Consider the following 11,725-nt stretch of genomic DNA (forward strand, 5'->3'; position numbering starts at 1 on the left):
GCCATGAAGTGTCATTAATAACTTTTGTTGTGCTGAAAAAAGCAGAATAATGAAAGATATAGCAATAAGCCCTCTCTTTTCAGAAAAGATAGGGCTTATTTCTTATTGTAATTTTATACAAATTCTAAGAAAATCAATGTATATGGAAATGTCCATTACGATGTCAAACGACACTTTTCGACTTGTTTTCGACAATAAACTAATTTATCTAGCTTTTTTTGTCGAAAAAGAAGGATTTTTTGAAAGAGTTGTGGAATTCTCTTCACTATGATAGCTTTGGAAAGGAGATAGTTCATGGGATTGCTGAATAGTGTCAGTTTTCAACGATTACAGGGCGGCTTGGAAGCTGCCAATTTACGACAAAGTGTTCTTTCCAATAATGTAGCAAATATTGATACGCCGAATTATAAACGATCGGATGTTTCTTTTGAAAGTTTCCTGCGGCAGCAGGAGAGTGGACTAAAGTCAAAACTCAGTGCAAAAGTGAGCGATTCCCGTCATTTTCAATTTGGATCTAATTCAATCGTACCGGCCGCCGTTGTACAAACGGATGAGACCTCGTCTATGAATAACAATAACAATAACGTTGATATTGATCGGGAAATGTCACTAAGTGCTGAGAATCAGCTCAGATACAACTCATATGTACAACAAATTAACAGTCAGTTTTCGATGATGCGAACTGTGATTGAAGGGAGATAACCGGGTATGAATTTTGGAAGCAGTTTTGGAATCAGTGCTTCGGCATTAACTGCCCAACGCCTCCGGATGGATGTCATCTCATCTAATATAGCAAATGCTGAAACGACAAGAGCATCGGTGGTCGACGGTAAGGCTGTTCCATACCGTCGTAAGTTGGTGGTGCTTGAGTCTGTACAGAAAGACAAGTTCTCTGACATTTTGAACACTAAAATGAGTGGTGCTAACAGCTCCTCAGGCGGTGTTAAGGTACAGGCGATTACCGAAGATTCTTCTCCGCTCAAGCCAGTATATAACCCTAGTCATCCTGATGCGGACGAGAACGGTTACGTTTATATGCCAAACGTTGATATTACTAAAGAAATGGTTGATATGCTTTCTGCATCCAGGTCTTACGAAGCAAATGTAACAATGCTTAATGCAAGTAAAGCAATGGTCATGAAGGGTTTGGAAATTGGACGTTGATTCTAAACAGAGATAGGAGGCAGAGAATTGATACAGAACATTGCTTTAGGTACACAAACTATACAGCAGCTTGCTATGAAAACCCCAACATCACCAACTAACCAGATACCGGCAAGCTCAACGCAGAGCTTCGGTTCTTATCTCGAAGACGCGCTGAATCAGGTAGCTGCCCAGGAGCAGCAAGCAAAAGATATGAACAATAAATTCGTACTCGGAGAAGTAAATGTAGATGAAGCACTAATCTCTTCCCAGCAGGCATTACTAAGTTTGCAGTTGACTACACAAGTCCGGAACAAAGTGATTGAAGCCTATCAGGAAATTATGAGAACTCAGATCTAAATATCCTAGCTTAGTTTCGGATGGGGTGACACTGTGAATGAAAGATTTGCCCAGTACAGGGACAAAGCGGTCCAGTATTGGAACAGATTTAGCAGCAAACAAAAGATTCTATTCTTTTCAACGCTGTTTATTATTATTCTAGTCATCGTTGTTGCAACGATGCAGCTTACAAAAACTCAGTATGAAGTAGCATTCCAAGATCTGGACAGTACAGATTCCGCAGCGGTTATGGCCTATTTGGACTCCGCAGGGATTCCTTACAAATTGAGCCCAAATGGAAAAGATATTTCTGTACCTAGTACGGAAGCTCCCAGAATAAAAGTGGATATCGGATCTCAGGGGATCGTGCAAGGGGGATCAATCGGATATAAAATATTCGATGAGAACTCATCCATGATCGGTACTACCGACAGTGAGTTCGATGTGAAATACAATAATGCCCTTAACGGCGAAGTGGAACAATTGATGAGAAGAATGCAAGGCATCAAGGATGCCAAGGTTCTGATCAATCTACCTAAAGAGACCGTGTTTGTCGCCCAAGAGGGCCAAGAGAAGGCTTCTGCTTCTGTAGTGTTAACCTTTGATCCGGGTTTTAGACCAAGCCAGGATAATATTGACGGGTACTTCAATTTGGTAAAGACCGCCGTACCAAATCTCCCGATAGATAATATTACGATTGCCAATAATGAAGTGGAGCTCATGCCGACATCAAAAGGCGGACAAGCTGGAGTTTCGAGTCAAGTCGAAGAGAACTTCGCTCTTCAGAAGAAGTTTGAGGAAGAAGTTAAGAAGAATGTGAAGCAATTTCTGAGCACATTAACAGGTCCCGATAAAGTAGATGTTCTAGTATTCTCCAAGCTGAATTTCGATAAAGAGAACCGCAAGGAAGATCTTGTATTGCCAGTGGATACAGAGAATATGAAGGGGATTGAAATAAGCTCGCAAATTATCAGCAACACTTATTCCGGGCAGGCCAGTACTGATGGTGGTGTTGCGGGTACAGGTTCGCAAGATGTTGCGGGTTATCCTTCTGGAACGAATGCAGGCACTTCTTCTTCGGAAGAATCGTCTGAAACGAGAAACTACGAAGTTAGCCGAATTACAAAGGATATTATAGCCAGCCCTTATACTGTTAAAGATTTAACCATTAATGTTGCCGTTGAACCACCTGACGGTCAAACGAGTTTGGATCAGCCTACTACAGATGCCATTCAGAACATTCTCGTTAATATCGTCCGGGCTTCGCTGGCAGATTCTGGTGTCAACTATACAGACGCAGACTTAACCAAGAAAGTTTCGGTCTATTCACAGCAATTTGGCTCAAGTACAACGGTAGCCGCTGCAGGCGGACTCGCAAACTGGATGATGTGGGCGATAGGAGCCGGCGCATTGGTTATCGGGGCAGGTGCAGGATATCTGTTCTACCGCAGCCGAAAGAAGAAAGTGGAAGAAGAAGAAGAGATACCATTACAAGTTCCAACCGAGTTTCCATCTATCAATATGGAGAGCATTACGAACGAAAGCCAAGTCCGCAAGCAACTTGAAAGTCTGGCCAAGAAAAAGCCGGATGAATTCGTAAATCTGCTGCGTACATGGCTTGCTGACGAACAGAGGTGAAGGAATGGCAAAAGCAGCTAGCCAGCAGGGACTTAGTGGCCGTCAAAAGGCTGCGATCCTGCTAATCACACTAGGGCCTGAAGTATCTGCACAAATATTTAAACATTTGAGGGACGAAGAGATTGAGCAGCTTACGCTGGAAATTGCCAATGTCCGTAAAGTAGACAGTGGTGAGAAAGAATCGATCATGTCAGAGTTCCATCAAATATGTCTCGCTCAAGAATATATATCGCAAGGCGGTATTAATTACGCAAAAGAGATTTTAGAGAAAGCGCTGGGTTCAGCTAAGGCGCTTGAGGTCATAAACCGCTTGACTGCTACGCTCCAGGTAAGACCTTTTGATTTTGCCAGAAAGGCAGATCCCAATCAGATTCTCAACTTTATTCAGAATGAGAATGTTCAGACGATCGCTCTGGTATTATCCTACTTACAGTTTGAACAGGCGGCTGCTATTCTTTCATCACTGCCACAAGAGAAACAAGCAGAGGTAGCAAGAAGAATTGCGATTATGGACAGCACATCTCCAGAGGTTATTTCTCAGATTGAACGAGTTCTGGAGCAGAAACTTTCGGCTACCGTTACTCAGGACTATACAAATGCCGGTGGTATTGAGTCTATTGTTCAGATTCTGAACGGAGTTGACCGCGGTACTGAACGTACCATTCTGGATTCCTTGGAGATTCAGGATCCGGAACTTGCTGAAGAAATCAAAAAACGGATGTTTGTATTCGAGGATATCGTCAATATCGACAATCGTTCCATTCAGCGGATTATCCGCGATATCGAAAATGCGGATCTGCAGCTTGCGCTTAAAGTGGCAAGCGAGGAAGTTCGAGATGTTATTTTCCGGAATATGTCCAAGCGTATGGCTGAAACATTCCGTGAGGAAATGGAGTACATGGGCCCAGTGCGCCTGCGTGATGTGGAAGAAGCTCAGACCCGGATTGTTGGTACAATCCGCAGACTGGAAGAATCCGGTGAAATCATCATTGCTCGCGGTGGAGGAGATGACATAATTGTCTAAACTGATTAAACACTCCCAATACGTTCCGGTGGAAGTGCTAAAGAGACTGGAGCAGGCTAGAAACTACGCTGGTATCACAGAAGAACCTGCATCAGTGGAAGAGTCATTGACCGAGACACACTATAACGATCCTGCCCGCGAAGAGGCCGAACGATTCCGTAAGCAGATGCTTCGGGATGCTCAGGAATTCGCAGAAGGGCAGGTAAGGGATGCTTCCCGGGAAGCAGAGCAAATTCTGGAGAGAACGCGTATAGAAGCAGAACAATGGTGGCTTGAACGGCGTGAACAGGACGAGCATCTCGTGGAGGCTGTGAAATCAGAAGCATACCAGCAAGGTTATCAGGAAGGTGTATCAAAGGCTGAAGAGGATATGAGACTAAAAATCGCAGAAATGATGGAAGAGGCCAGAGCGGTGCTTAGTGAGGCTTACCGGGCCAGAGAGGTCATTATTCAGGAAGCTGAACCATTCCTTGTTGAACTTAGCTGCGATATTGCCGAGAAAGTAGTAGATAGACAACTTACAGTGGAACCCAGCTTTACGGTAGAACTGATCAAGAAGAACCTGGCACGTAAGCGGGAGCAAGGAGTCATCTCTCTCTGTGTATCGCCTTCTCAATTCACTTTTGTGAATGCGGCACGCGAAGAGCTTACACTTGCCATTGATTCCCAGGCTGAATTGCAAATTTTGCCAGACTCTACGGTTAAGGATCACGGTTGTGTCATAAGATCTTCCTTTGGTAGTATTGATGCCCGCATCGACACTCAATTGACCGAAATTAAAAAGGAACTGCTCAGAATCGCTTTGGATACCGATGAAGGAAGAAGTGGTGAAGACAATGCTTGACAGTCGGCGCTACAAAGAGCAATTGCATAATTTCGATCCAGTGAGAGTCAACGGTAAGGTTACTCAGGTTATCGGGCTTATGGTCGAATCCGAAGGACCTGATGCAAGCATTGGCGATGTTTGTTATATCTATCCTGCCAAAGGTAATAAACCACTCAAGGCAGAGGTTGTTGGATTCCGGGACAATAAGGTGCTGTTGATGCCACTTGGAGAACTTCAAGCGATTGGCCCAGGATGCGATGTTGTTGGAACCGGGAAGCCGCTAAGTGTACAGGTAGGTTCAGAATTGCTCGGCAAAGTACTGGACGGCTTAGGTCAGCCGCTGGATGGCTCGTTAATCCCTTCACGAATGCCTTACAGTTCTACATTCAATATTCCGTCCAATCCTCTAAATCGTCCACGAGTTCAGGAGCCTATCAGTATTGGAGTACGGGCAATCGATGGATTGTTGACTATCGGCAAAGGACAGCGGGTCGGTATTTTTGCCGGTTCGGGGGTAGGGAAAAGTACACTGATGGGCATGATTGCCCGTAATACTGCTGCAGATGTCAATGTGATCGCCCTGATCGGTGAGCGGGGGAGAGAGGTACTGGATTTCATAGAGCGTGATCTTGGACCTGAAGGATTACAGCGGTCCGTAGTAATCGTAGCTACCTCAGACCAGCCAGCATTGATACGGATTAAAGGCGCATTGATCGCTACGACAATCGCTGAATATTTCAGAGACCGGGGCTTAAACGTCATGCTCATGATGGACTCGGTTACCCGGTACGCAATGGCTCAGCGTGAGGTGGGGCTGGCTGTTGGTGAACCTCCGGCAATGAGAGGATACACTCCTTCAGTGTTTGCAAGCTTACCGAAGCTGCTGGAGAGAGCAGGGACTGGCCCGCTTGGTTCCATAACCGCATTTTATACGGTTCTGGTTGACGGTGATGATATGAATGAGCCTATCGCAGATGCGGTACGGGGTATACTCGACGGGCATATTGTCTTGAACCGCAGTATTGCTAATAAAGGACATTTTCCGGCGATCGATGTTTTGTCTAGTATTAGCCGAGTTATGAAGGATATTGCTCCGGAAGAACAGATTGATGCCGCTGAGAATGTTAAACGGCTTATGGCAGTTTATAAGGATTCCGAAGATTTAATAAATATTGGTGCGTATCAGCGAGGCTCTAACGCCCAGATTGATGAGTCTATCCATTATATTGATAGCATTTGGAACTTTACCAAACAAAAGGTGAATGAGAAAGTTACATTGGCTGAAGTTCAAGAATCTTTAATCTCGCAGTTCTCGAGGAGTTGATTTCGTATTATGAGATTTCATTATACTTTCCAAAAAGTCGTAGATTTGAAGGGCAATGAGAAGACACAGGCAGAATGGTTGCTCTCAACGGCGCTTGGAGAACTGAAGGCACAGGAACAAAGCCTTGATGAATTAATGACTCAACGGAGCGAAGTTATCTCTACTCTACAAAACTTCGTTGAACAGAGCACCTCCATGGTAAAGATTCGGGAAATGCAGGATTATGTGGATTATCTCGATACATGCATCGCACGAAAGCTTAAAGATATCAGCCGGGCACATCTTGAAGTACAGCACAAACAGGATCATCTCAGTACGAAAGTTTTGGATGAGAAGGTTTGGTTGAAGGCGAAAGATAAGGCACAGGATCTTTTTCAGAAAAGTATGAATTTACGGGAACAAAACGAACTGGATGAGATGGCTACAGTCCGCTTCGCAATGAAATCCCTCTAATCCCGGAGGTTTCACTAGTGGCAAATAATGAATTGGAACTTGACAATGGAGAGTCGGCAGGTAAATTTGAAAGGTTTCTCTTTTTGATGATACCGATCATCTTCACGCTGGTATTGCTTGGAGTTTTGTTGACTCTTTTCAATATGGATATTCGCAACAATGTGCTGTCCGTAGCCAATAAGATTCCTTTTGTGGAGAAATGGGTTCCGGATCCTGTGGTAGAAACGAACCTTACCGAGCAGCAGCAAGCGCAAGAGCAAGCTGCCAGCTCAGAGACGACGATTAAAGAGCTGAAGGCACAGCTGGCTCAACAGTCAGCCGATTTAAAGAAGGCTACTGAAGAAAAGGCAGCTCAGGATACACAGGTACAGGCGCTTCAATCACAGATTGATGGTATGGAAAAAGAAGCAACTGCAAGTGTTGATCCTGCAAGTGAAGAGGATGCCTATCAGAAGCAAATTACTGAATTGGCTAAGCTCTATGCAGGGATGAAAGCTTCCAAAGCGGCGCCGATTATGGAGAATTTGACTACAGAAGAAATGGTACAGATTTTCAGTGTTATGAACAATACCAGTAAGACCGCGATTTTAGAAAAAATGACTCCTAAAACAGCTGCAGATGTGTCAATCAAGCTGAAGGAGACGACTACTTCTACGGATCTTGCGATAGCTGCTCTGCAATCGAGATTGAAGAAGGAGAGCGGTACTACAGCTGCAACGACAGGCAGTACGAGTACCAACCTTGATAAGGAAAAGCTGAACCAGACATTTACTACAATGCCTGCTGCCAACGCAGCGAGCTTACTTGGAGAAATGTATAACATCAGTCCGGATAAAGTAATTACAATTTTAAACTCGGTTAGCGACAGTACGAGATCCTCTATACTTGGCGAAATGACGAAAAACGACAGTGCTCAGACCGCTAAAATAGTCAACAGGCTAATGGGCGGTAAATAATCCTTGAGAGGAGGTGAAAAATAATGGGTTTAGTATTTCAAATGATTTCTGCCGGCAATGGTTTGACTTCTAATTCTGCTTCAACTACTGCTGGTCAAGCTGGAAATGCTGAGGCAACAGGAACCTTGCTTCCCTTTGCAGCAGCGCTTATTCAAAAGATGAGTGGAGCAGTTGAGGGTGCTGACACTTCGGCAGTTGTGCCTGCGGATGCATTGACTTTGCTGCAAGGATTGCTAAAGGATATTAAGCTTTCCGGTGCAAGTGAAGACAAGGCTGTAACGGAAGGAAACGATGTGCTTAGTACTTTGACTGAAAATGTGGAAAATCTTGATGACTCTATCACTAATAACCCTGATTTGTTGGCACAACTGCAAGCATGGCTTTTGCAAGTAGCTACATTGTTGACAGGCAGTGTTCAACCGGAGGCTCAGGGACAGTACGAAGAGACAGCAGCTCCGGCTCTATCACCACTTGCACAGAATCCCGAGACTCTGCGCTTTGCGGTTCAAGATGATTTAAACCGTTTAGTTCATATGATTCAGGAAGCTGCATCCACTGGAGATGAAACTTCGACAGTCAAAGGTTTGAGTCTTCTTAATCAATTCAGTGACTTAATGACAGAAGCTATTCCTGCTAGTGATAAGAGCAAGCAAGTCATTCAGACCACACCTGCTTCCTCACAAGGGATGACAATGAAGACAGAAAATCTTCAAACCTCTATACCAGCTGCATCAGCTTCATCAAGTGAGAATCAGACGGATCTAGCGGGTACGCTGCAGACTAAAGTTACTGTGAAAGCCGACAGCAAAGAAACAGTGACTGAAGAGGAATCGGCAACTGATTTTGCAGTTCCTGATAAAGGGAATGAAGTTGTTACAGCAGGACAATTGGCACTTCGTGGCGGAATAACAGCACCTCTAAAAGTTGAAACACCAAAAGTACCAGTGCACCAATTTGCAAAAGAAATGACGGGGATGATTACCGGTAAGCTTGAAATTGTAAGAAAAGAAGGTTTCGCTGAGGCTACAATTTCTTTATTTCCGGACAATCTTGGACAGGTTGATGTTAAAATCTCCATGCAAAATGGTCATCTGGTTGCACAATTTGTAACCGAGCATGCCGCTGCTAAGGACTTGCTTGAGCAACAAATGGTTCAACTCAAGGCAGCCTTGCAGTCCCAGGGCTTGCAAGTAGAAAAACTTGAGGTAACACAAAACAATACACCACTTCAATCGCAAATGCAGCAGGAAGGACGTCAGCCAGGTTCTGGTGGTCGTCAATCCGACAAACGTTCCAAAAATGACAATGAAGCTGTGACCGATGCTATTTTGACAGCTGAGCTGAATGAAGAGTGGAAGGATTGGGTCGAGAACGGTTCCTCAGCAGACGGGCAAGGCGGTTCCTTCTCTGCCAAAGCATAATTTGATGAAGGAGAGGTGGAGACAATGGCGGATTTTATTTCTACCAGCAACACATGGCCGAATTATTCGGCAGCTAATGTAGCGAATGCAAGTAAGACAACGGGTAGCTCGGTTATGGGGAAGGATCAGTTTTTGAAAATTCTGATTACTCAGCTTCAGAATCAGGACCCGATGCAACCGATGGAGGACAAGGAGTTTATCGCTCAGATGGCTCAGTTCACATCTGTTGAACAACTAATGAACATTTCTACACAGTTGACATCGCTTAACCAATCACTTGGATCGGCTTCTAGCCTTATTGGTAAGCAGATCACCTGGACAGATAAGGAAACTCTGCAACCAGTATCCGGTTTGGTCAATTCGATCGTTGTGAAAGATGGAGTTAATTACGCAGTAGTTGATAATAAGAAAATAGCACTTACGGATATTACACAAATTCAAAATGCTTCCGCAGATGATGCCGGAACTAGTACAACTGCAGACAGCGAGGAGAGCGGGGCGTCACAATGAGTGAAAGGCTAACTATTGGCCAATTGTTCCCCACAGCAGTGCATCCAGCCGCCATTCAACGGCAGTCCGGATCGAAGAATACTGCGGCATCCGACGTTTCCTTTGAAAATGTATTGCAGCGGAACATGCTTAAATTCAGTAATCATGCTGCGAAACGCCTGGAACAAAGAGGTATTGAGCTTGAAAGTCGACAATTGGATCAAATCTCTTCTGCGGTTGATAAAGCTGCTGCTAAAGGCAGTAAGGAATCATTAATACTCCTGAAGGATATGGCCTTAATTGTCAGTGTAGCAAATCGTACCGTGGTTACTGCGATGGACGGGAACTCAATGAAAGATAACGTATTTACCCAGATTGATAGTGCTGTAATTATTTCATAAACGGCTGGTCCTGACGGAAAGCCGGAGTGGTCGCCGACCGACTGACGCGGCCATAAGCTCCAGTAAGAAGACTTTTCAGAAAACAAGTAGATTTTACATTCCGGGAGGATGATATAAATGTTAAGATCGATGTACTCAGGGGTTTCAGGTATGCGCGGGTTCCAAACCAAGCTCGATGTAATCGGCAATAATATAGCCAACGTTAATACGATCGGCTTCAAAGCTGGACGTGTAATGTTTAAAGATATTATGAGCCAGACAGTTTCAGGTGTAACCGCACCAACCGATGGAGCTCAGGGTGGTGTCAACGCTAAACAAATCGGACTTGGAGTTAGTATCGGGTCTATTGACAACATGCATCTCGCAGGTAGTGCTATGACAACCAACAACCCTACTGATTTACGGATCGACGGAGACGGATTTTTCCTTGTCAAACTTTCTGATGCACAAGAAACACCGTTTCTGACGCGTGCTGGTGATTTCCACGTCGATGCAGGCGGCAACCTGCTGACTTCGGATGGATTGCATGTTGTGGATTCCGGCGGAGCCGTAATCCAGCTGGAAGCAGGGGTAACCGGATTCTCAATTTCCAATGATGGCACGCTCATTCAATCCATGAGTGATGGAACTACAGTCCCTGGGGTTCAAATTGGTATCGGCAAGGTAACAAATCCGCAAGGTCTTGAAAAAATCGGCGGCAACCTATACCGCATGACGCTGAATGCCAACACAGATGGCGCACTTGAACCAACAACAGCCAACAACACAGAGACAGGAACTGGGGCCATCGTAGCTGGTCAGCTGGAAATGTCCAATGTGGATCTGACCAACGAATTTACGGAAATGATCGTTGCTCAACGGGGTTTTCAAGCGAACTCCCGGATTATTACAACATCTGATGAAGTGCTTCAGGAAGTTGTCAATCTGAAACGATAATAAATAACGTTTTTAAAAAGTAAGGGATCGTGTTAAACGTGGGGGAGAACTCCTCCCCCTATTTTTTGTTAGGAGGCCTGTGATGATTTCAGTAACACGATTAAACGGAATGCCCATGTGGCTGAACGCCCTGTTGGTAGAGATAGTGGAGGAAAGCCCGGATACATATATTACACTGGTCACGGGCAAGAGGCTGATCGTGCTGGAAAAGGCCGATGAAGTTATTGCGAAGATTAAAGAATACAACAAGGACATCGGGTCGCATACGGCGACTATCAAAGTCCAATCATTGGAGGAGCTTTCATGAAAAAAATGCTGCCATGGCTCATAACAATCTTACTTGCGATTACATTAATCGTATTAGCGGCATTTCTCTTAATGGGAAAGTTCTTTCCGGATAACTCAAACGATGTTGAGGCCGCTGTGGAGAGTGTAGAAACCAAACATCTGAGCGCGGATGAAATCGTCGAGCTCACTTCGGAAATAACCGACATTAAAACTAATTTGGCAGACCCCGATTTTATCGTTCAAATAAATTTTGCTTTTCAATTAGATTCGACAAAAGCTAAAGAAGAATTTGATAAGATCAAAGAAATCAAAATCAAACCGATTATCGTTAAGACTCTGGCCGATACTCAACCTGAAGAGATGAATGGGGCGCAAGGCAAGGATCAGCTCAGCAGTAAGCTAGTCAACCTGATCAACAAAACCCTGACTGATGGAAAACTGACTCAGGTGGATATCACCAGCTTCATATTAGCTCCATTATAACTTG

At 44.5% G+C, this 11,725-nt stretch carries 15 protein-coding genes; all 15 read left to right on the forward strand.

The window, feature by feature from the left end; genetic code table 11:
• Positions 1–294 precede the first annotated feature (294 nt).
• On the forward strand, positions 295–702 hold the full coding sequence (flgB, locus tag ACAN55_RS00080; protein ID WP_379126514.1) for a flagellar basal body rod protein FlgB: 408 nt from the start codon (positions 295–297) through the stop codon (positions 700–702).
• Positions 703–708: 6 nt separating this feature from the next.
• Entirely contained in the window at positions 709–1,164 is a 456-nt protein-coding gene (flgC, locus tag ACAN55_RS00085; RefSeq protein WP_379126516.1) for a flagellar basal body rod protein FlgC, read from the forward strand.
• Positions 1,165–1,191: 27 nt separating this feature from the next.
• Positions 1,192–1,503 carry a flagellar hook-basal body complex protein FliE gene (fliE, locus tag ACAN55_RS00090; RefSeq protein ID WP_379126518.1) on the forward strand — a complete coding sequence of 104 codons (312 nt, stop codon included), beginning with the start codon at positions 1,192–1,194 and terminating at the stop codon, positions 1,501–1,503.
• A 33-nt stretch (positions 1,504–1,536) separates the two neighbouring features.
• A complete protein-coding gene (gene fliF / locus ACAN55_RS00095) occupies positions 1,537–3,120 on the forward strand; it encodes a flagellar basal-body MS-ring/collar protein FliF (RefSeq protein ID WP_379126520.1) in 1,584 nt (527 codons plus the stop codon).
• 4 nt (positions 3,121–3,124) lie between these two features.
• Positions 3,125–4,144: a flagellar motor switch protein FliG gene (gene fliG / locus ACAN55_RS00100; protein WP_379126522.1), complete on the forward strand. Its 1,020-nt coding sequence runs from the start codon at positions 3,125–3,127 to the stop codon at positions 4,142–4,144.
• The gene (locus tag ACAN55_RS00105) at positions 4,137–4,988 is read left to right on the forward strand and encodes a FliH/SctL family protein (RefSeq protein WP_379126524.1); all 852 of its coding nucleotides are present in this window, start codon (positions 4,137–4,139) and stop codon (positions 4,986–4,988) included. The genes fliG and ACAN55_RS00105 overlap by 8 nt, the downstream gene beginning before the upstream one ends.
• Entirely contained in the window at positions 4,981–6,294 is a 1,314-nt protein-coding gene (gene fliI / locus ACAN55_RS00110; RefSeq protein ID WP_379127516.1) for a flagellar protein export ATPase FliI, read from the forward strand. Before ACAN55_RS00105 ends, fliI begins: the two co-directional genes overlap by 8 nt.
• Before the next feature lie 9 nt (positions 6,295–6,303).
• The gene (fliJ, locus tag ACAN55_RS00115) at positions 6,304–6,747 is read left to right on the forward strand and encodes a flagellar export protein FliJ (RefSeq protein WP_379126526.1); all 444 of its coding nucleotides are present in this window, start codon (positions 6,304–6,306) and stop codon (positions 6,745–6,747) included.
• Between the two features lie 17 nt (positions 6,748–6,764).
• A complete protein-coding gene (locus tag ACAN55_RS00120; RefSeq protein ID WP_379126528.1) occupies positions 6,765–7,703 on the forward strand; it encodes a MotE family protein in 939 nt (312 codons plus the stop codon).
• 23 nt (positions 7,704–7,726) lie between these two features.
• Complete coding sequence (locus ACAN55_RS00125) at positions 7,727–9,124, forward strand: flagellar hook-length control protein FliK (RefSeq protein WP_379126530.1); 1,398 nt, start codon at positions 7,727–7,729, stop codon at positions 9,122–9,124.
• Between the two features lie 15 nt (positions 9,125–9,139).
• On the forward strand, positions 9,140–9,634 hold the full coding sequence (flgD, locus tag ACAN55_RS00130) for a flagellar hook assembly protein FlgD (protein WP_379126533.1): 495 nt from the start codon (positions 9,140–9,142) through the stop codon (positions 9,632–9,634).
• Complete coding sequence (locus ACAN55_RS00135) at positions 9,631–10,014, forward strand: TIGR02530 family flagellar biosynthesis protein (protein ID WP_379126535.1); 384 nt, start codon at positions 9,631–9,633, stop codon at positions 10,012–10,014. Before flgD ends, ACAN55_RS00135 begins: the two co-directional genes overlap by 4 nt.
• 117 nt (positions 10,015–10,131) lie before the next feature.
• Positions 10,132–10,950: a flagellar basal body rod protein FlgG gene (flgG, locus tag ACAN55_RS00140; protein ID WP_379126537.1), complete on the forward strand. Its 819-nt coding sequence runs from the start codon at positions 10,132–10,134 to the stop codon at positions 10,948–10,950.
• Positions 10,951–11,032: 82 nt separating this feature from the next.
• A complete protein-coding gene (locus ACAN55_RS00145; protein WP_379126539.1) occupies positions 11,033–11,257 on the forward strand; it encodes a flagellar FlbD family protein in 225 nt (74 codons plus the stop codon).
• Positions 11,254–11,721, forward strand: coding sequence for a flagellar basal body-associated FliL family protein (locus ACAN55_RS00150; RefSeq protein WP_379126541.1), 468 nt, complete (start codon positions 11,254–11,256; stop codon positions 11,719–11,721). Before ACAN55_RS00145 ends, ACAN55_RS00150 begins: the two co-directional genes overlap by 4 nt.
• Positions 11,722–11,725 lie beyond the last annotated feature (4 nt).

The organism is Paenibacillus oryziterrae (assembly GCF_042610485.1).
GTDB lineage: Bacteria > Bacillota > Bacilli > Paenibacillales > Paenibacillaceae > Paenibacillus_AQ.

Excerpts from the sequence above, each read along its gene's own strand:
- ACAN55_RS00135 (WP_379126535.1), top strand. The coding sequence starts at position 9,631 with ATGAGTGAAAGGCTAACTATTGGCCAATTGTTCCCCACAGCAGTGCAT.
- flgG (WP_379126537.1), top strand. The coding sequence starts at position 10,132 with ATGTTAAGATCGATGTACTCAGGGGTTTCAGGTATGCGCGGGTTCCAA.
- ACAN55_RS00145 (WP_379126539.1), top strand. The coding sequence starts at position 11,033 with ATGATTTCAGTAACACGATTAAACGGAATGCCCATGTGGCTGAACGCC.
- fliJ (WP_379126526.1), top strand. The coding sequence starts at position 6,304 with ATGAGATTTCATTATACTTTCCAAAAAGTCGTAGATTTGAAGGGCAAT.
- ACAN55_RS00150 (WP_379126541.1), top strand. The coding sequence starts at position 11,254 with ATGAAAAAAATGCTGCCATGGCTCATAACAATCTTACTTGCGATTACA.
- fliG (WP_379126522.1), top strand. The coding sequence starts at position 3,125 with ATGGCAAAAGCAGCTAGCCAGCAGGGACTTAGTGGCCGTCAAAAGGCT.
- flgB (WP_379126514.1), top strand. The coding sequence starts at position 295 with ATGGGATTGCTGAATAGTGTCAGTTTTCAACGATTACAGGGCGGCTTG.
- flgC (WP_379126516.1), top strand. The coding sequence starts at position 709 with ATGAATTTTGGAAGCAGTTTTGGAATCAGTGCTTCGGCATTAACTGCC.
- ACAN55_RS00125 (WP_379126530.1), top strand. The coding sequence starts at position 7,727 with ATGGGTTTAGTATTTCAAATGATTTCTGCCGGCAATGGTTTGACTTCT.
- fliI (WP_379127516.1), top strand. The coding sequence starts at position 4,981 with ATGCTTGACAGTCGGCGCTACAAAGAGCAATTGCATAATTTCGATCCA.